Annotated in this window: 14 protein-coding genes and 3 pseudogenes; 13 read left to right on the forward strand and 4 right to left on the reverse strand. The window is 39.1% G+C overall.

Annotated elements, in window-relative coordinates; translation table 11 throughout:
• Positions 1-746 precede the first annotated feature (746 nt).
• Together IGI54_RS12585 and IGI54_RS12590 are read right to left on the reverse strand one after the other, a co-directional pair.
• Complete coding sequence (locus tag IGI54_RS12585; protein WP_430621830.1) at positions 747-1,730, reverse strand: LacI family DNA-binding transcriptional regulator; 984 nt, start codon at positions 1,728-1,730, stop codon at positions 747-749.
• An 11-nt stretch (positions 1,731-1,741) separates the two neighbouring features.
• Positions 1,742-3,229: a sucrose-6-phosphate hydrolase gene (locus tag IGI54_RS12590; protein WP_430621831.1), complete on the reverse strand. Its 1,488-nt coding sequence runs from the start codon at positions 3,227-3,229 to the stop codon at positions 1,742-1,744.
• A gap of 215 nt (positions 3,230-3,444) precedes the next feature.
• Here IGI54_RS12590 and IGI54_RS12595 point away from each other — a divergent pair, with 215 nt between their 5' ends.
• On the forward strand, positions 3,445-5,403 hold the full coding sequence (locus IGI54_RS12595) for a sucrose-specific PTS transporter subunit IIBC (RefSeq protein WP_430621987.1): 1,959 nt from the start codon (positions 3,445-3,447) through the stop codon (positions 5,401-5,403).
• Positions 5,393-7,009, forward strand: coding sequence for a glycoside hydrolase family 13 protein (locus IGI54_RS12600; RefSeq protein WP_430621832.1), 1,617 nt, complete (start codon positions 5,393-5,395; stop codon positions 7,007-7,009). The genes IGI54_RS12595 and IGI54_RS12600 overlap by 11 nt, the downstream gene beginning before the upstream one ends.
• 56 nt (positions 7,010-7,065) lie before the next feature.
• Here the strand turns inward: IGI54_RS12600 and IGI54_RS12605 are convergent, their stop codons facing one another.
• Positions 7,066-9,237, reverse strand: coding sequence for an alpha-galactosidase (locus IGI54_RS12605; RefSeq protein ID WP_430621833.1), 2,172 nt, complete (start codon positions 9,235-9,237; stop codon positions 7,066-7,068).
• Between the two features lie 89 nt (positions 9,238-9,326).
• On the opposite strand from IGI54_RS12605, the gene IGI54_RS12610 reads away from it, so the two are divergent.
• The 7 genes and pseudogenes from IGI54_RS12610 to IGI54_RS12640 all read left to right on the forward strand — a co-directional run bounded on the left by IGI54_RS12610 (position 9,327) and on the right by IGI54_RS12640 (position 13,910).
• Complete coding sequence (locus IGI54_RS12610) at positions 9,327-10,118, forward strand: helix-turn-helix domain-containing protein (RefSeq protein ID WP_430621834.1); 792 nt, start codon at positions 9,327-9,329, stop codon at positions 10,116-10,118.
• A 247-nt stretch (positions 10,119-10,365) separates the two neighbouring features.
• Positions 10,366-11,345: pseudogene (locus IGI54_RS12615) on the forward strand (aldo/keto reductase).
• Positions 11,346-11,495: 150 nt separating this feature from the next.
• Positions 11,496-11,903: a MerR family transcriptional regulator gene (locus IGI54_RS12620; RefSeq protein WP_430621835.1), complete on the forward strand. Its 408-nt coding sequence runs from the start codon at positions 11,496-11,498 to the stop codon at positions 11,901-11,903.
• Between the two features lie 17 nt (positions 11,904-11,920).
• Positions 11,921-12,031 (forward strand): annotated as a pseudogene (locus tag IGI54_RS12625) (MurR/RpiR family transcriptional regulator); the annotation flags it as partial.
• Positions 12,031-12,250: pseudogene (locus IGI54_RS12630) on the forward strand (family 1 glycosylhydrolase); the annotation flags it as partial. The pseudogenes IGI54_RS12625 and IGI54_RS12630, both read left to right, overlap by 1 nt.
• 118 nt (positions 12,251-12,368) lie before the next feature.
• The gene (locus IGI54_RS12635) at positions 12,369-12,980 is read left to right on the forward strand and encodes a histidine phosphatase family protein (protein ID WP_430621836.1); all 612 of its coding nucleotides are present in this window, start codon (positions 12,369-12,371) and stop codon (positions 12,978-12,980) included.
• 51 nt (positions 12,981-13,031) lie between these two features.
• Positions 13,032-13,910, forward strand: coding sequence for a LysR family transcriptional regulator (locus IGI54_RS12640; RefSeq protein ID WP_216430115.1), 879 nt, complete (start codon positions 13,032-13,034; stop codon positions 13,908-13,910).
• Between the two features lie 306 nt (positions 13,911-14,216).
• Here IGI54_RS12640 and IGI54_RS12645 read toward each other — a convergent pair whose 3' ends face one another.
• Positions 14,217-14,981 carry a TraX family protein gene (locus IGI54_RS12645; RefSeq protein ID WP_430621837.1) on the reverse strand — a complete coding sequence of 255 codons (765 nt, stop codon included), beginning with the start codon at positions 14,979-14,981 and terminating at the stop codon, positions 14,217-14,219.
• Positions 14,982-15,186: 205 nt separating this feature from the next.
• On the opposite strand from IGI54_RS12645, the gene IGI54_RS12650 reads away from it, so the two are divergent.
• The 4 genes from IGI54_RS12650 (at position 15,187) to IGI54_RS12665 (ending at position 19,565) form a co-directional block, all read left to right on the forward strand.
• On the forward strand, positions 15,187-15,879 hold the full coding sequence (locus tag IGI54_RS12650; protein WP_216430111.1) for a response regulator transcription factor: 693 nt from the start codon (positions 15,187-15,189) through the stop codon (positions 15,877-15,879).
• Positions 15,876-16,859 (forward strand): sensor histidine kinase, encoded by a 984-nt coding sequence (locus IGI54_RS12655; protein ID WP_430621838.1) that lies wholly within the window; start codon positions 15,876-15,878, stop codon positions 16,857-16,859. Before IGI54_RS12650 ends, IGI54_RS12655 begins: the two co-directional genes overlap by 4 nt.
• 101 nt (positions 16,860-16,960) lie before the next feature.
• On the forward strand, positions 16,961-17,725 hold the full coding sequence (locus IGI54_RS12660; RefSeq protein WP_430621839.1) for an ABC transporter ATP-binding protein: 765 nt from the start codon (positions 16,961-16,963) through the stop codon (positions 17,723-17,725).
• Positions 17,715-19,565 (forward strand): ABC transporter permease, encoded by a 1,851-nt coding sequence (locus tag IGI54_RS12665; RefSeq protein WP_430621840.1) that lies wholly within the window; start codon positions 17,715-17,717, stop codon positions 19,563-19,565. The genes IGI54_RS12660 and IGI54_RS12665 overlap by 11 nt, the downstream gene beginning before the upstream one ends.
• Positions 19,566-19,633 lie beyond the last annotated feature (68 nt).

Below are 19,633 nucleotides of genomic sequence, written 5' to 3' on the forward strand. Positions count from 1 at the left end.
ATCCAGCAAGAAGATAGGGTATTTTCAACTGATCATAGTCGATGAAGGCATTAATTTATAGAAAATCGTAGGATCAAAAAATAACTGATATTTACGAATATCACGCAGATGCTCTCATTATGGAGATGATTGGTTTGGAAAATTTGATTTTGTTAGCGATAATACAAATGTAAAAGTATTCTATTTGTCGAGAACACCAGGATATCTTCCTCAAAAATGAAAAAGAATTAAGTATGGAAAATAATTGATAAGTTAAATAAAAGATTCAGTTAGGCTTTGGATAATTGGTATTTTCCAACAGATATTATCGAATTTTCAGCCAAAGAGTTGATTGAAAGCTGAAACGATAAATTTTTTTTTTTCACTTCTTGGTCACGTGAAAAAAGAATTCTAGCTTTAGACGAAAGTAGAATAGAATCTTGCAAGTATGTAAAAGCTACTTATTTTGTATAATTGAAGAACATTAGATTAGTATTGTTAACATGCGTTTTTTGAGTTTTGCGATGGAATAAGAAAGAATGTTGTGAGCAGTGGATGGATAAATAGCTTTCTTTAGAAGGATAAATACAGTTCAGCACTATAGATAGAACGGATTTGGCGATTCATCTTTAAAATGATAAACAATCTACAGGCGATAAGAGGCTCAACAAAACCAAAGAAGAATTGAAGAAGGTAGTTTAAATAATTACTTAAAATAAAAACAAACCCACAAAATTCATTTGTTTTTTGTGAGTCTGTTTTTATTTTTAAGATGTTTTTCCTTGGATTAATTTTACCGGCAAAGCGTAATTCTTCTCTAATACTTTTTCTGGTGATTCTAGGCGCTGAAGTAACAGATCGACTAATAAATCAGCAAAGTCCGCCAAGGGTTGTGCAATTGTCGATAATTGCGGAAAGTAATTTTGAACAAACTTGGTTCCATCATACCCGATGATTTTGATATCTTCGGGTATTTTTATACCCATTTCTTGACAAAGGTTGTACACGAGGATGGCTGTTAGATCATCAGTACAAAAGATGCTGTCGAGCGTTGCGGTTTCTAAGATCCGTTTGATTTCCAAATTTTTTAGAGCCGTTGAACGGGCTTTTGTTTGAATGTTAAAAATCAAAGGATCTAAACTATTTTCTTTAAGGAACTGCAGATAACCGTTTAAGCGTTCATTCGTCGGAGAATCAGATTCTTGCGTACCAGTCAAAATGGCAATTTTTCGTGCGCCGTGAAGGTACAGATTTTCCGTGGCCAAGTACCCACCGCGAAAATTATCACTGCCAATGATCGGGATTCCGTCGGCTAAGTAGCGATCAAAGGATACAATCGGCAACTCGATATTTTCGTATTCTTTGATCCCTAGATTGTGGGCACCGGCTATGATCCCGTCAACTTTGTTGGCAGCTAACATATTGATATAGTTTCGTTCCTTTTCCATATTATTCGCACTGTCGCATAGGATCGTTTTATAGCCAAGTTCAAATAGTTTTGACTCTACGCGCTCCACTAATTCACCATAAAAGGGGTTAGCTACAGTAGGAAAGATCAAACCGATCAGTTTGGTATTTTTTCCTTGTAGTGAACGTGCCAATGAGTTCGGTTGATAATTTAATTCTTTCATCGCTTGATTGACTTTATCGATCGTTTTTTGGCTTAGTGAGCCGTAGTTATTGATGACGCGGGAAACGGTGGTAGGAGAGACTCCTGCCTTTTTCGCGACATCCGTTAGTTTAATTGTCATGCTGTTCTCCTCTATTTCATTGGGCGTAAAGTCCAATACTCTCCAGAGAAAATACCAGTAGTTCCTTCCAATAAGATCGCTGTTTGATCTTTCTTAGGAAATACGCGTGCAGAAGCTACTTTTTCCCCTTGATTGATGAAAACCTCAACTACTGAATGATCCACAAAAATTTGTAAGGAAAGGTCCTTTTGCGGGATTTTGAACGTTCGGCTAGTTCCAAATTCTTTGGCAAAAGGAGTCCCGGCATTTTCACGATTCATTGTCATTGTACCATTTTGGGTATCAAATGAAAGCGTTAATCCTAGGTTTGTGTCGTCATCAGCAAACAAAGTAAGCGTACCTTGTGCAGCGGCGTCTAAGTCCAGCTGTAACTCGTACCGATTTTCTTGAGGAGAATATATTTTCTGAACTGAGCTTAATGTACCATTAAACGAATGATGATCAAGGCGCAGCTTTTCTAGTTCTTTCACAGGGCGTTGAAGTAAGTTTCCATCTTTTAACGTAAGCTCTTTGACGAGACTGAGACAATGTGCCCAGCCTTCTTCATCGGTTGGATAGCCAACTTCTGGCAAGCCGATCCAACTAATTGCTAGCGCGCGGCCATCTGGAGCATTAAAGGCTTGAGTGGCATAGACGTCGAAACCTTCATCCAAATTTTTCAACGAGGAAGGGTTATTCAACGTATTGGTCTCACCATCAAAACCGTCTGCGACCACATACGTATTGGGATAAATATTTTGATAGGAAAGTTGTTTTTGATCTAAGCCTTGAGGACAAAAAAGTAAGACTGCTTGATTGTCGATAAAGATCAGGTTTGGACACTCCACCATGAATCCTAATAGGTCATCAGAAAAAGTCATTTCTCCTATACATTGCCAATTCACTAAATCTGAGCTTTTATAAGTAAGGATTTTCCCTTCTTCTTGTTCGTTTTGCGCACCAATGATCAGGTAATACTGCTGGTTAAAGAAAAAAATTTGCGGATCACGAATTTCTTGCGTGTAGCCTTTGGGTGGGTTGACAATCAGTGGCTCTGGCATTTTTTTGATCTGATTCTTATTATCTAGCCAAGCACCTAGTTGAAAAGAGTGGCGTTGCCAATCTTGATCACGGACATTGCCAGTGTAGGCTAAAAACAACCGATCGCTGACAGCCAGCGCGGAGCCTGAGTAAACACCATGGCTGTCATAAGGACTATCAGGTAGTATTGCTAGACCTTCATCTTGCCAATCAACTAAGTTTTCCGAGGTAAGATGATACCAAGACTTAATACCGTGAACAGGACCTAAAGGGTAGGATTGATAAAAGACATGCCACTTTCCATTAAAGTAAGAAAAGCCATTTGGATCATTTAGTAATCCTGTCACCGGCTGAATATGAAAGGCTAAGCGCCAAGTCGAATCATTCGTTGTTTGTTTTAGTTTTTCTAGATAGTCTGTCGGCCATTCATTGTAAGGCTGGTAGCGTAATTCGGTTGACCATTTTTGAACAAGACTCATAAAAGCAGCTCCTTCGAAAGCGTATTCTTTAAGAAGATAGTATAATGAATTAGAATAAATGTCAAACGTATAACAATAATAGAGTTTCTTATTAAACAAGTTTTTATCAGATGTATAAACTTTAAATAAAAAATATTTGATAAACGTTTGACATTTTATCAGAATGTTGTATGATAAAGATGAAAAAAGCGATTTCACAGAAAAGGGGTTATGACATGAACCATAAAAAAGTAGCAGAAGAAGTGAATCAGGCGTTAGGTGAAGGCAATATTCAAGCAGCAGCTCACTGTGCCACGAGGCTCCGCTTAGTGTTAAAAGATCCATCTTTGATTGATCATGCCGCTCTGGATAACAACGATGATGTGAAGGGAACCTTTGAAGCAAACGGTCAATTTCAGATCATTATCGGACCGGGTGATGTCAATAAGGTATACGCGGAGCTGATTCAAATAGCGAATGTAAAAGAGGCTTCCACCGAAGATTTAAAAGCGGTTGCAAATGCCAATGGTAAAAGTAATCCTGTTATGGCTCTAGTCAAAGTGCTTTCTGATATTTTTGTTCCGATTATTCCTGCGCTAGTAGCCGGCGGTTTACTGATGGCGATTAATAATGTACTGACCTCTCCAAATTTATTTGGCCCACAATCAGTGGTAGAAATGTTTCCAAGCGTAAAGGATTTTGCTAGTATCATTAATCTATTAGCTTCTGCACCGTTCGCATTTTTGCCGATTCTAGTTGGGTTTTCAGCAACGAAACGTTTTGGCGGCAATCAGTATCTAGGTGCTGCGATGGGAATGGCAATGGTAATGCCAGATCTGATCAATGGATATGGCGTAGCAAATGCGATCGCGGATGGCTCGATGCCTTATTGGAACATATTTGGTTTGCAAGTTGCGCAAGCGGGTTATCAGGGTTCTGTTCTACCGATCGTCGCAGTGGCTTGGATCTTGGCAAACTTGGAAAAATTCTTCCATAAACGTATTTCAAAGGCTCTTGATTTTACTTTTACACCGATGTTGGCCATTATCATTACGGGCTTTTTGACATTCATAATTGTAGGACCGGCGATGCGAGTCGTTTCAGATGGATTGACGAATGGCTTGGTTTGGCTTTATAACACCACTGGTGCGGTTGGCTTAGGGATCTTTGGACTCTTTTATTCCCCAATCGTTATTACCGGGTTGCATCAAACCTTTCCTGCGATTGAAACCACTTTACTAGCAGATATTGCGAAAACGGGCGGATCATTTATCTTTCCAGTCGCTTCTATGGCAAATATCGCTCAAGGAGCAGCTTGTTTAGCCGTTTTTGCTTTATCAAAAAATAAAAAACAGAAAGGTTTGGCTTCATCGGCCAGCTTATCAGCGATGTTGGGTATCACGGAACCTGCGATTTTCGGGATCAATTTGAAATTGAAGTTTCCCTTTATTTGCGGCATGATCGCTTCTGGCGTAGCTTGTGTATTGATCGGTTTGTTCCGCGTCTTATCCGTTGCGATGGGGCCTGCGAGTGTCATCGGCTTTATCTCTATCGCGCCTAAGTCAATTCCAATGTTTATGCTGTCTGGTGTGGTCAGCCTGATCTTAGGTTTTACCTTTACGTTCGTTTATGGTAAGCGAAAAATGGCTTTTGAAATCACAGATGAAAGTAGCACTCAAGAAGCAGTCGCTATCAATCAGTCGCCGACACAAGGTACAGAAGAGCCAAAGGACGAATTGATCGGTGCTGCTGTGGCTGGAACAGTCGTTCCTTTAAAAGATGTTGAAGATCAAGTTTTTGCAACTGAAGTGATGGGAAAAGGGGTTGCAATCGACCCGTCTAGTAATGAAATTTATGCTCCGGTTTCCGGCGTATTGACCGTTGCCTATGATTCAAAGCATGCGTATGGGATTCAATCCGCCGATGGGGCAGAAATCTTAGTCCATATCGGTATCGATACAGTGGAATTGAAGGGTGAGCACTTTATCAGCAATAAAAAAGTCGGGGAGTTGGTTACAAAGGGGGATTTATTAGGTTCCTTTGATCGCGACAAGATTAAAAGCGCCGGCTATGATGATAAGGTCATGATGATTGTCACCAACACCAAAGCTTATGGTGATGTTGCGGTATTAGATAAAGGTTCTGTTCAACCCGGTGAAGATTTGATTGCGGTTAGTGAAGCCTATGGAAACTAATTGGTGGAAAAAGGCAGTCATTTACCAAGTCTATCCCCGCAGCTTTCAAGATACAAATGCTGATGGGATAGGCGATCTGAAAGGAATCACTCAAAGGCTAGATTATCTAGCCTTTTTGGGCATAGATGCTCTTTGGCTCAGTCCGGTTTATGAATCACCTAATGACGATAATGGCTATGACATTAGCGATTATCAGAAAATTGGTGCCGACTTTGGCACGATGACTGACATGGATGAGTTGATTGCTGAAGCAAAGAAACGTGAAATTCGAATTATTATGGATCTAGTAGTCAACCATACTTCAGATGAGCATCCATGGTTCCAAGATATTTTGCAAAAAGGGAAGGCAAGTAATTTTTATGATTATTATGTCTGGCGTGAGGGTACTGAGTCGCAGCCGCCGAATGATTTGCAATCCAATTTCGGGGGTTCGGCGTGGACTTATTTACCGCAACTTGGTCAGTATTATTTCCATCTGCATTCTAAAAAACAGCCAGATTTGAATTGGGAGAATCCACAACTACGGCAAGCGATTTGGGGTATGATGAATTTCTGGCTGGAGAAGGGGATCGGTGGTTTTCGTCTAGATGTGATCGATCTGATCGGTAAAGTTCCTGATAAAAAGATCACGAAAAATGGTCCCAAATTGCATGAGTACTTGCAAGAAATGCAGCAAGCTACTTTTGGCAATTACGATGTCGTGACGGTGGGGGAAACTTGGGGTGCGACGCCTGAAGTGGCTAAGTTGTATTCTAAGCAAGAACGCCATGAATTATCGATGGTCTTTCAATTTGAACATATCAATTTAGATAAACAATTAGGGAAACGAAAGTGGGACTTAAAACCATTAGATCCACAAGAATTGCATCAGGTTTTCTCAAAATGGCAGCAAGAATTAGCCGGACAAGGCTGGAATTCACTGTTTTGGAACAATCATGATTTACCGCGAATCATCTCTCGTTGGGGCAATGACCAAGAATATCGCGTCAAAAGCGGCAAAATGCTGGCTATCTATCTGCATTTTATGCAAGGAACGCCTTATATCTATCAAGGGGAAGAGATCGGCATGATCAATTATCCCGTGTCAGATATTTCAGAGGTAGACGATATTGAAAGCCGCCGAATGTATCATGAACGGAGTCAACAAGGATATAGCAAAGAAGAGATGTTGCACTCGATCAATGCTAAAGGGCGAGATAATGCTCGCCACCCGATGCAATGGGATGCCACAAAAAAAGCTGGATTCACGACAGGAACGCCGTGGCTGCCGGTAGCAGATTCGAAAGAGGTCAATGTTGAAGCAGCTTTAGCTGATCACGATTCGTTGTTTTATACGTATCAAAAATTGGTTCGATTACGGAAAGAGCGGCCCATTATCATTGATGGCAGCTATGAGATCGTTGAAACCGGAAATCCTGTGGTTTTGGCTTATAAACGTCTGTTAGCAGGAGAAGAGTTGTATGTTGTAGTGAATTTTTCAGCTGAAACCCAAACTTATCAGTTAGCAACGGATTTAAGCTCAGGTGAGTGGTTGATTTCCAATTATCAGCAACAACTAAGTCAAAAGCTGTTACCTTATGAAGGATTCGCGATCATCAAACAATAAAACTAATATAAGCCCAGCATCAGGACGAACACCTGATGCTGGGCTTGCGTTTTTTTTTAGAGTTTTTTCCAATGATAAACGGCGGTTTCGAAATCTTGTTTTATTCGTGGAATCAGAATTCCCGCTTGATTTAATTCGGCACCGCTGTAACAGTTCTCTCTTTCAGTGTCTTGGTAGATAGCGTCTGAGTCTAGGTAGACCGTTTTTAAGTAATGAATCGGAACAGCAGGCTGGGCCAGGCCATTTGAATAAATCAGTAAGGCTTCTTGTTCGTTTTTGAAAAGCCAAGCACTGGCAAATTGAGTATCTGGGGCTTGCAAACGATAAAATTCACCGAATTGTAAGAGCTGACGATGCGCTTTGTAAAAATTGATTTGCTCTTGCATTAAGCGTAGATTGTCTGCTGATTGTTTCATTAAATCCAATTCATATCCAAAATTTCCGCTCATAGCAATCCAGCCTCTAGTAGAAAAGGGAGTCAGCCGCCCGACTTGATGATTCGGGACGTCAGATACATGGGCGCCCATCATAATTGGCGGATACAAATAGCTATAGCCATACTGAATCTTCGTTCGACATAAAGCGTCAGAGTTGTCGCTTGTCCAAGTTTGCGGCATATAAGCCATCATCCCAGGATCAAAGCGACCGCCGCCGCTGGAACAATTTTCAAATAAAACGGTCGGAAATTCAGCCGTCAGCGTCTTTATTACGCGGTACAAACCTAAAACATAACGATGATGGCTTTCTTTTTGCTGATCCGCAGGCAGTAAAGTGTTGCCGACCTCCGTCAAATGTCGATTCATATCCCATTTCACATAATCAATTTGACCGCTAGCTAGCTGTTTTCCTAGCTGATCAATCAAATAATCTTGAACTTCTTTTCGGCTAAGATCGAGGACGAGTTGTCTGCGGCCTTCAGTCATAGGGTAGTCGGAAACGTGAAGAGCCCAGTCGGGATGTTGCCGGAACAGTTCACTTTCTTTTGAAACCATTTCCGGTTCAAACCAAATTCCGAATTTCAAGCCCATTTGGCGGATTTCTCGTGCTAAGCTTGAGAGACCTTGCGGTAGCTTTTCTCGATTTTCTGACCAATCTCCAAGAGAAGAGGTATCATCATTTCGCTTGCCAAACCAGCCGTCGTCCAACACAAAAAGCTCGATGCCAAGCTCTTTAGCTTGTCGTGCTTGGGTTAGCAACGCTTCAGCCGAAAGGTCGAAATAATTGGCTTCCCAAGTGTTTAATAAAATCGGTCGTTCCTGTTGGCTGAATTGTTCAGGAATTAAACATGTCTGATACAAACGATGAAAAGTTTGGGACATTCCGTTGAAGCCATCCTCACTATAGTTCATGACAACTTCCGGTGTTTGAAAGGAGTGATCTTGTGTCAGTTTCCATTCGAAGGTTTCAGGTTGAATCCCGATTTGAACGCGGCTCGAACCATATTGTTCCACTTCGACTTGGGCGGTGAAATTTCCGCTATAAACAAAATGAAAAGCAAAAACTTCACCGGTAAATTCGTTTGTTTCTGGATTTGCTAAGGCTAAAAATGGTTGATGCTGCGGACTGCTGGTGCCTCGAGAACTTTCGATTTTCTGGATTCCCGGATGTAAAGCTTGCCGATGCAGCGTCGCTTCATTTGTGTGGGCGCCATTTAAAGTAATCAGATCAAAATTCCAACGAGGAAGATCCAGCATTAGTGATCCGGCATTTTCTAAATAAACGGGTGCATCTTTTAAGTTTCGATAGCGGGCACTTCGCGTAATCACAGGGAAGTCCTCATATAAGTTATAAACCAAAATCATTTCCAACTGTTGGATAGAATCAACTAGCCGAATTTCTAAGGTTGTTGTCTTGGCTGAACGGACACTAGGTAGACCAGCCAGTTCCTTTTTTCCGTTATAGATATCAAAATCTTGAAAATGGAAATCAGTTACATTGTGGCCTTTTTGATTATGGATCTGATAGTTCGCTATTCGATGATCTCCATTGCCTTGGGTACTTGTTTCCATCGGAAGAGCGTTCAAAGAAAAGGTTCGATCCGCTGGTATTGGATTAGTCGCAAAGCCACGATCAATTCGTTGCAATTCATTGCATCCATGATAGCTGGATAAAGTTTTTCCAAAATAGCGATGGGTAAGATATTTTCCTTTTTCGATTCCTATTACATAACTAATTTCGTGATTCTTCAAGTGAAAGAACTGTTGCTTTTGATCAAATGAAATAGGCATGGTTATTCATCCTCTCCTGTTTTATACTAAAAGCATAAGGGAATAGAAGAAGCGTCACAAGAGAAAATAATTTTCTGGAGGGTAAAAAATTGCAAGATTTCTTTCTTCGATTTTATTATTTGGATCATCAAAATCTGCCTTTTATCAAAGGCTTAGGGAAAGGCCAGGGTGGTGAGGAATATTACTGGAATAGTAGTAATCGAAAAGATCATCAAATCATTATGCAATACACTTTATCCGGGACTGGGTATTTTTTAAGTAGTGGAAAGAAGCAAACGTTACAAAAGGGCGATTTTTTTCTAGCTGAGACCCCTGGAAAATTTGCTTATTATGGCACGGATTGGTCCTTTTTATATCTTGAATTTTCACCAACTATTCGTCAATGGTTGCCGACACCAAGCCAGGTCTTTCAACAAAGCTCTGATAAATTCTATCAGCAGCTGCAAGAACTGTTTGAGCAATTTCAAGTTCAGCCAGACCTTTCTTTATTGGAAAATGCACGACTGACCTTTGATTTTTTCTTGGCTTTACAACAAGAGATGCAGCTGCTGAAGGTCGAGCAAAATCCGTTAGCCAAAGAGATCAAAAACTATTTAGAAAATCATTTTTCTGAAGATATAAGCTTAGAAATGTTGGCAGAGCCATTTAAACTTTCGACTTTTAAGTTAATCCGTGTGTTTGAAGAGGCCTATCACTATCCACCAATGGCTTACTTGCGAAAATATCGAATATCAAAGTCGTTAGAGCTTCTCTGGCAAGGAAAAAGTGTAGCGGAGACTGCCGCTGCTGTTGGCTTTAGTAATAGCAATTACTTTGCGAAAGTTTTTAAAGCGGAGATGGGAATGACACCTACTGAATATAAGGAGATAGAGCGGATATAATAATTTGTCAATGTTACAAATTATTAAACGAGTGTAACTAAAATTATAAAAACTTCGGATATCCATCTTGAATAAAAAAGAGAATGACGGTTACAAACAAACTAAAATAGACTTTTTAGACAGTTTATATAAAGGGTTAGCTTTTCTATTTGTAGATTGATAGTTAAAAAATGCTTGCCTTAAAGTGAACTTTAAGGTGTAAGCTATTAAGTAATGAAAACAGCTTCAAAAAGAAAGGATGATCGATTTGGAATATGCGAAACTAGGAAATACAGGACTGGATGTTTCAAGAATCTGTCTTGGCTCAATGAGTTTTGGTGATCCTAAAAATTGGATTCATAAATGGGTGCTTGAGGAAGAGGAAAGCCGTCCTTTAATAAAGAGGGCGCTTGAATTAGGAATCAATTTTTTTGATACCGCAAATGTTTATTCTTTAGGGCGGAGCGAAGAAATTTTAGGAAAAGCGTTGAAAGACTACGCTAAAGAGACGAAATAGTCCTAGCGACAAAGGTTCATCAAAAAATGTTTGATGGTCCTAATGGTCAAGGTCTATCGAGAAAAGCCATCATGTCACAGATCGATCAAAGTCTCCAACGGCTGCAGACGGATTATGTGGATCTATACATTATTCATCGCTGGGATTACGATACGCCTATCGAAGAAACGATGGAAGCATTGAATGATGTAGTGAAAGCGGGAAAAGCGCGCTATATCGGCGCTTCAGCGATATATGCGTATCAATTTCAAAAAGCGAATAACATTGCTGAAAAAAATGGTTGGACCAAATTTATCTCGATGCAGAATCATTTGAACCTGATCTACCGTGAAGATGAAAGAGAGATGCTGCCCTATTGTCGTTCCGAAAAAATTGCTTTAACGCCTTATAGTCCGATGGCTTCAGGAAGATTAATTCGTGATCGATCGGATACTACGAAACGCAGCACCACCGATGAAGCACAAAAAGCAAAATATGATGAAACGGCTGATCAGGACCAGCTCATCATTGATCGCGTGGCCGAATTAGCTGTAAAATACGACACGAATCGTGTAAATATCGCGTTAGGTTGGCTGCTGCAAAAGAATCCGGTTGTGGCACCCGTCATTGGAGCAACAAAAATGAGTCACATCGAGACAGCAGTAGGAGCCGTCGATTTCAAATTGACTCAAGAAGACGTCCTTTATTTAGAAGAACCTTATATTCCTCATAAAGTGATTGGTCATAATTAAAGGAGTAGAGCTATCCAACTTTCCCTTTTTTAGGAGAGAAGTATGCTGTTAATCCAACTGAAAGCTTGATAGAATTAAGTAAGTTTTTCATTTCAGTACATTCAGTTTAGAGACAATTAACTTCAAGAATTTGGAAAAGGAGGGAAATGTATGAACATCTCCGAAGTAGCTGAGAGGTTTCATCTGACTCCAGCGACAATTCGTTATTATGAAAAACAAGGCCTAATCCCACCAATCACTAGAAATGGTTCAGGGGTGCGGGATTTTCAAGATGAGGATGTGAAGTGGGTCGAATTTATCAAGTGTATGCGTGATTCTGGCCTGTCTATCGATTCTTTGGCGCGTTATTCAGAACTTTATCAAATCGGTGATGATACTTTAGTTGAACGAAAAAAGATATTGATTGAAGAATATCAAAAGCTGTTAGAAAAGCAACGATTAATTAATGGAACGGTAGCTCGGCTAGAAAAGAAGCTGGATAATTATGATCAGATGATCCAAGAATGCGAAGATAAATTTTTTTCTAACGCAAACGAAGTGATCGCTGAACGGGGTTAAGGAAGAGATGCCGAGAAATGTATTTGTTCCAACGGATTGAAGAGGCGGCATTTAAACAAAATGATGCACGACGAACAATCGGTGAGTTTATCCTTGAAAATCGTGACCAATTACCTGATTTACGTATGGGGTCGAGCTTTTAGGCTATACGACTTGGGCTGTTTTGATCTGATCGCCGCAAGTACGGGACAAATGAGTAAGCGCTATGCTTCATTTATGTGGATTTTGATGATCAAGGAAATGGAACAATGAAGCGAACGAAGAAAAAATCTTTTAATTGGTACAAAGAAGTCATCGCCTCAAATGGCGAAATCCTCAAAAAACAGTTGACTTCAAGTCCACTTTAACCTGTATTCTATAAGCAGTAAGACAAAAGAATGGATTTTTCCATTCTTTTTGCTGTCTTCTTGAACTGTTCAAAGAAGCACGGGACTAAATAAAAGAAAAAAGTTGGAGGAGAGTATATTGGAAAAAACACTTTATCTCGTTCGTCATGGAGAAACATTATTTAATGTACAAAAGAAGGTCCAAGGCTGGTGCGACTCGCCCTTGACCGATCTGGGAATCGAACAAGCGAAAACAACGCAAAAATACTTTCAAGGGCACTCAATCAATTTTGACCAGTGTTTCAGCTCCACCTCTGAAAGAACCAGTGATACGTTAGAGTTGATCACCGATCAACCTTATACCCGACTCAAGGGACTGAAGGAGTGGAATTTTGGCCGGTTGGAAGGAGAAAATGAGATCGTTAATCCGCCGCTTCCTTATCGAGATTTTTTCGTGACTTATGGAGGAGAAGCTGAGTTCAGCTTTCAAAAACGAGCCGTCGAGACCTGCAAAACACTTATCCAAAATCCAGGAGACATCTTTTTGGCTGTTTCGCACGGCGCTTTTTGCGGCCGATTTAGAGCTTATTGGGATGAACATAGTCAGCCTGAATGGAAATTAGAATCTGTAAAACAGGGAATTGGTAATTGTTGTATCTTCAAGTATATATACGATCAAGAAAAATTTCGGTTGGTTGACATTATTACTCAGGATCAGCAAAAAGCTTTCTTGAAACAAAGAGCAATTTAGTATTTGATCGTAAAAACTGCTATAGTAAAGAAAAAAGCAAAGAGGCACGCGATGGAAATCAGACTATTACGCTATTTCTGGGCGGTCGCACAAGAAGGCAATATTTCTCGGGCGGCCCGCATTTTAAATATTACCCAACCAACTTTGAGTCGTCAGATCAAAGAATTAGAAGAAAGAATCGGCGCGCCCTTGTTTCATCGTGAGAAAAATCAGCTGAGTTTGACTAAGGACGGGTATTTTCTCAAGGATCGAGCAGAAGAGATTTTAACGTTGGACGACAAGCTGGAGCAGGTATTTTCTGCAAAACGAAGAGAACAATTAGGTGGTACGATCTCAATTGGCTGCGTTGAGGCAGATAATTCGGACACCGTGGCGATGCTGCTGGAGGAGCTGATTGGTGATTATCCGCAGATCAAATTCAATTTAGTGACTGGAACCAGCGACGATATCTCGGATCGACTGGAAAAGGGGATTCTCGATCTAGCTGTGTTGATCGAACCGGTTGCTTTGAAAGAAGTCGAAACATTGGTTTTGCCTCGTGAAGAGAAATGGGGCTTCTTGGTTTCAAAAGAGTTATTTATCGCTAATCAAGCGACGATTCAACCAGCGGATATCAAAGGATTGCCGATCTTGTGTTCTGGGCGACCAGAGGTACAGCGCTTATTGGCAGAGTGGTCAAACAGTGCTTTCGACCAATTGAATATCGTGGGACATTACAACTTGATCTTCAATGTTTTACCGTTAGTAGAGCACAAAGTCGGTGCGGCATTGGCCATCGAAGGGGCGATCGCTGATCGTAAATTGGAGGAGTCGGTCTTTATTCCGTTGGAGCCCTCCGTCAAGACCCATTGCGTCTTAGTCTGGAAAAAACGTATCCAGACGCCCGCTGTTCAAGAGTTGATCAATCGTTTTAACCAAGCATTCAAATAATCGAGCTAGGGTTCTCAGCTGTAGCAGATGAGACGTATTTTGAAGCTTGTCAGGATACGTCTTTTTGTGTCCTGAAGGGCTTTTTTGAAAGTCAAAAAGTGTAACTTGAAAAAAGCCTAGTTTGATATTTACCGTTGAAGATGATCGTTACTGAAAGATAGGATTGAAATGTGAAAAAAATGGTGTATCACAAACTGTCGAAGAATGCAGTGATACACCATTTTTTATTTGTTGTTTTACTTAATCTTTTTAAACAGTGATCAGCTAGCGATAAGGTACAAATCTTATTATGTTAAAATTGAAAGCTTACAAAATAAAGTTAGCGACTAGAGAAATAAGCCACAAGTGGAGCGGATAGTAAAGATAAAAAAAGTGTTGTTGTTTCTTTGAGGTCTGAACTTTTTTTCCATCATATCTTTTCAGAATAGGTAAGACCAATAAGAACAGCCATGAAGAATTATAGCCTAGCATCAAGAGTAGGTCTCTAAAATCACGCGCTTGTAATAAAGGTTGAAAGTCTGAAAGGAAAAAGGTAACTAAAGAAAGAATTAGATAGCCATAAAGGCGAGCCTTTTTTTTGTTTTTTGTTAAAAAGGTAATCAAGATAAAGGGTAAGACAACGAGCCCGCCTTCTGAAAATAGACTTCCTGCTAAGAGCAGCAGAATGACTGCTAAAATGATTAAGCCTTTTGCGATAAGAGCTGATTGTTGTTTTATTCTGTCAGCTAAACATAGAATAGTGGCACCAATGGCTAATGTCAGAAAAATATTATTGTTAATTAGGTATAAAGTTTCTCGGGTAGAGCTAAAAAATAGACCAAAAATAAAGTTTAGTATCGTATTGCCCAACAACATAATCAAAGCAGAGATCCATAAGCGCAAGGTATAGTTATATTTATTTTTAGTATGGATCATTCCCTCTACCACCATGTAGCCAAAAAATACAGCCACGCAACGAGAAACTAAGTGAAAGAAAGTCGAGATTTCCACCGAGACAAACATTGGAATATGATCCAAGGTCATTAAAAATAGCATGAAAAGTTTTAATTGATTGCGGTTAAATGTTTTCATAAAATCCTCCTGTGCTTCAATAATTAAATTACTTAACTGCTATCCATGATAGGTGATTTGAAGATGACTTATTACTGGTAAGAATGACAGTTTACTTACAAATTTGTCATATCTGCTATTTGGGTTTCTCGCATAAAAGAATTTTTTTCCTTTATGTTACACTTTGTGTACTATATAAAAGATCGAATTAAGGAGGGTGAGAAATATGTACAAAATATTATTGATTGAAGATGAGAAAAAAATTTCTCAGCTCGTTCAGCAAAATTTAGAAAAGTATGGGTATCTTTGCTATGAAGTTGAGGACTTTTCGCTTGTAATGGAAACTTTCAATCAGGTAAAGCCTCATTTGGTAATTATGGACATCAATTTACCTGCATTCGATGGATATTATTGGTGCCGTAAAATCAGACAGCAGTCAACGTGCCCCATCATTATTTTATCTGCTCGAATGAGCGAAACGGATCAAGTCTTCGGAATTGAAAATGGAGCAGATGATTTTATTGTCAAACCCTTTAGCTTAGAGGTTTTATTGGCAAAAATAAAAAGCCAACTAAGACGAAACTATGGCGAATATGTAGATAATAAAGAACAAAAGATGAGTGTTTTTGGGAACACGACATTGGATGCTTCAAAAGCACAGATCAGCACCTTGGAAGGAGTAGAACATCTTTCACTACGGGAATTGGGTTTGGCCAAAGCAATGTTTGAACAGCCGGACAATGTTATTTCAAGACAAACGCTATTTACTTTATTATGGGATACGAATGATTTCGTTGAGGAGAACACCTTGACAGTCAATATCGGACGTTTACGAAAGAAATTGGCTAGAATCGAATCATCACTAGAAATTAAGGTAATCAGAGGGCTAGGTTATCAATTATCGGAGCAAAAAAAATGAGATTATTTATTCGGGATCACGTAAGCTTAATAGTCTTTTTTATTGTGACCATTCTGGGTCTTCCTTGGTTATTGGAATATTTAGATGGCTTTGAGAAGCATTATTTCTATTTTATTTTTTTGACTATGACAGCATTATTGGTTTACTTGGGTATTCGCTATTTGAGGCGAAGTGGTTTATATAATCATTTACAAAGGAGTCGTAAAAGCGACCAAGATTATGTGAGGCTGAGAAACACACAATCATTAATTGAAAAAAGATACAAACAAGAGATGGAAAAATACTTTTTGGATTTGGAAGACTTACGAGCAGAAGAAAAGAAGAATTTAGAAGTACAAAACTTGATTGTCTCGAATAGTGTACATCAAATCAAAACGCCGCTGGCTGTAATGAATCTTTTGTTGGAGAACGATTCCTTAGAAAATAAACCTTCTAGTTTTTCTGCCGATTTAAAGGCGGAAGTGTTGAAAATCGATTATAGCTTAAACCAATTATTATCATTAAATCGATCATCACAACTTTTGACCGATGTACTAATCCAACAAATCCAGCTGCATGAATTGGTAAAAGAAGTCGTCAATGAGTTAAAAACGTACTTTGTTCAAGCGGGAGTATTTCCAAAGGTGCAGATTGATCCGGCAACTTTTGTATACTCGGATCGAAAATGGCTGAAAGAGGTCCTTTATCAAGTTATTTCCAATTCGATTAAGTATGCTAATGCTTCAAGTACCGTGGAGATTACTTTCAGCAATATCGGGATCTTAGATATTTCCAATCAAGGCAGAACGATTCCAGAGAATGAAATAGAACGTATTTTTGAGCTTTTTTATACTGGAACGGTAGGACGTGAATTTGGTGAAGCCACAGGTATCGGCCTCTATATGGTAAAAAAGATTTTAACAACCTTGAATCATTCATATCGTATTTCCTCCCAAAATGGAAAAACAACTTTCTCAATTGACTTATCAACAAATAGCTAATCCCACAGTAAAGATGACAAAATAGTCACTTTACTGTCATTTTATAAACTAGTTCGGATTCATCGAGTCCTTTATATTTGTTAGGAAGGAGCGTGAATTAAATGTCAAACACAAATATATTAACCGTTTCAAATTTAAAAAAAGATTATTCTGGAGAGGTCAATTACTCTGCATTAAAAGGCATCAACTTTACCTTAAAAGAAAAAGAATTCGTAGCTGTGATGGGACCTTCGGGTAGTGGAAAAACGACTTTTTTAAATGCTATTTCAACGATTGACAAGCCCTCAGCTGGGAAAGTCTTGGTTTCAGGTAAAGACCCGTATCAGCTTGATGATCAAGGCTTGTCCGAATTTAGACGTCGGGAACTGGGATTTATTTTTCAAGATTTCAATCTAGTTAGCACCTTGACTGTTAAGGAAAATATCTTATTGCCTTTAACGTTGGACTATGTAAAGCAGTCGACAATGATCCAGCGCTTAAAAAGAGTTGCGAATTTTTTAAATATTTCGCCCTTACTAAATAAGCGAACGTATGAGATCTCTGGGGGACAAAAACAGCGAGTGGCCATCGCCAGAGCGATTATTCATCAACCTAGATTATTGTTGGCGGATGAACCAACGGGAAATTTAGATTCTAAAGCAGTCAACGATGTGATGGATTTGTTTACAGCAATCAATCAAAATATGTCGACGGCTATGTTAATGGTCACCCATGACCCCTATGTCGCCAGCTTTGCTCAAAGGGTGATCTTTATGAAAGATGGCGAACTTTTTAACGAGATCCATCAGCAAAATGATCGGAAAAAATTCTATCAAGAGATCATGGATACGATTACCTATTTAGGTGGTGGTCAACGTGACTTTTAATCAAATTATCAAAAGTAGTCTATTGCGAGATAAATGGACGTATCTGTCTTATTATTTAAGTAGTGTCTTTACCGTAACAATCTTTTTCTTATTTAGTGCGGTTACTTTCCATCCTAAATTGGCAGAAGTTGCCTCGGGGAGTACAGTCGGAATCGCAATGATGATCGCTAGTCTCTTTATCTACTTATTTTCTTTTCTCTTCATCACCTATTCGATCTTGGCTTTCATTAAGAAAAAATTGAAAACCTATGCGATTTATATGATTAATGGCGCTTCTCAGAAACAAATCAATCAAATCGTATTTCGTGAAAACTTTTATATTGGTATTTTTTCTGTCGTATCCGCACTTATTTTAGGGATGATTCTATTTCCTTTGTTTCTGCTGGTAATCAAAAAAATGCTGCAAGTAAGTTTATTTGAATTTTATTTTCCCATATTGCCAATCGGCCTGACTATTTTGGCTTTTACAGTATTGTTTTTAGTAGTATCAAAAGTAGTGACTCTTTTTGTTAGTAAGAAAGAGGCGATTACTTTGTTAAAATCACAAGATACGATCGAGCAGAATAGTAAACCTGCTCCTATTCGATTGATTCTTTCCGGCATATTGACTGTGATGATGCTTATTATTGGAAAAGTTAATTTTTCGTTCGTCGAAAAATTGGATATGCTTTATTATATTGTGACGCTTTTTTTGAGCTTGGTTTTCTTATACTTTTTGATTACACAAAGTTTACGGATCATCTGCAAGGGGAATAAGCGAGATTATTACCGTGGGACACAGATGCTTTTTATCTCGAATATGCGAGCGAGCATCCGATCCCATGGTAAAATCATATACTTATTGAGCGTTTTAATGTTAGGCGTCTTTTTATGTACGAGCATTTTATACGCCTCATACTACAATACTGAGCGGCAAACTGAGGCAGTTTATCCTTATACATTCCAATACAACTCTTTTAGCGAAAAAGATCAGGCTCAAAAAGCACAGGACCTTGCATTAATACAAACCACGTTTGCTAAGATTGGCCCGTATCATAGCGGCGAATTGTCCTACAAAACAGATGAGCAGACGGGCGTGTCTTTTGTACGAGTTTCTGAATACAACAGACTTTGGTTCACAAAAAAAATCAAACTAACGAATAATGAATTCGTGAGCGTTTCGGGTTCGCAAAAAGAACCAGTCGATAATACTTTGATTACGAAATTTTTTCCACAGCAGAAAATGAGCTTAAAAAAGCAAGTGGATCGCTTATTATTAGCGGATGGATTAAGCCAAGCCTATTTCATCGTATCGGATCAAAACTTCGAGAGCCTGACTTATCCAGCAAATCAGAGTATTTTTTATGAGGTCCAGGACTGGAAAAAACAATCAGCTGCTATCGAAAAATTATCCGCGGAGATTCCCACAGAACCAGGCATTCGTTCTCATATGTCCAAAACCTTGCTTTATGATATGGAATTGCAAAATCAATCATTCCTGGCTTTTATCGGTTCGATGCTGAGCATCATTTTCTTGAGTGCTGCGGTCAGTATCTTATATTTTTATCTTCAATCAACGATTGAGTTAGAAAAGCAAAAATACCGAGGACTGAGAAAAATAGGATTGTCTAAAAAAGAATTGAAACGCATTGTTCATCAAGAGTTAGGCTTGTTGATCTTTGTGCCAATGGGGCTGAGTATTGTGACACTCGGGGGTATTTTAGTCTCATTACGAAAAACACTGACACAATCATTTTTAATGAGTTCTTTAGTTGGGATCGCTATTCTAGCTAGCATTTTTACTCTAGGTTATCTGATATTGAGCCGTGAATACTTTAAAAAATTGTTAACAGACGAATAGTAGCATCTAAAGACCCTCTAAACATAGAGGGTCTTTTTTAAGATTATTAGGCAGAAAAAAGCTATGAC

The sequence above is a fragment of the Enterococcus sp. DIV0800 genome (genome assembly GCF_050559735.1).
GTDB classification, from domain to species: Bacteria; Bacillota; Bacilli; order Lactobacillales; family Enterococcaceae; genus Enterococcus_A; species Enterococcus_A devriesei.

Bases quoted from the DNA above. Each gene is read 5' to 3' on its own strand.
- IGI54_RS12605 (WP_430621833.1), bottom strand. From the start codon at position 9,237: ATGCCTATTTCATTTGATCAAAAGCAACAGTTCTTTCACTTGAAGAAT.
- IGI54_RS12600 (WP_430621832.1), top strand. From the start codon at position 5,393: ATGGAAACTAATTGGTGGAAAAAGGCAGTCATTTACCAAGTCTATCCC.
- IGI54_RS12640 (WP_216430115.1), top strand. From the start codon at position 13,032: ATGGAAATCAGACTATTACGCTATTTCTGGGCGGTCGCACAAGAAGGC.
- IGI54_RS12650 (WP_216430111.1), top strand. From the start codon at position 15,187: ATGTACAAAATATTATTGATTGAAGATGAGAAAAAAATTTCTCAGCTC.
- IGI54_RS12595 (WP_430621987.1), top strand. From the start codon at position 3,445: ATGAACCATAAAAAAGTAGCAGAAGAAGTGAATCAGGCGTTAGGTGAA.
- IGI54_RS12655 (WP_430621838.1), top strand. From the start codon at position 15,876: ATGAGATTATTTATTCGGGATCACGTAAGCTTAATAGTCTTTTTTATT.
- IGI54_RS12620 (WP_430621835.1), top strand. From the start codon at position 11,496: ATGAACATCTCCGAAGTAGCTGAGAGGTTTCATCTGACTCCAGCGACA.
- IGI54_RS12590 (WP_430621831.1), bottom strand. From the start codon at position 3,229: ATGAGTCTTGTTCAAAAATGGTCAACCGAATTACGCTACCAGCCTTAC.
- IGI54_RS12660 (WP_430621839.1), top strand. From the start codon at position 16,961: ATGTCAAACACAAATATATTAACCGTTTCAAATTTAAAAAAAGATTAT.
- IGI54_RS12645 (WP_430621837.1), bottom strand. From the start codon at position 14,981: ATGAAAACATTTAACCGCAATCAATTAAAACTTTTCATGCTATTTTTA.
- IGI54_RS12585 (WP_430621830.1), bottom strand. From the start codon at position 1,730: ATGACAATTAAACTAACGGATGTCGCGAAAAAGGCAGGAGTCTCTCCT.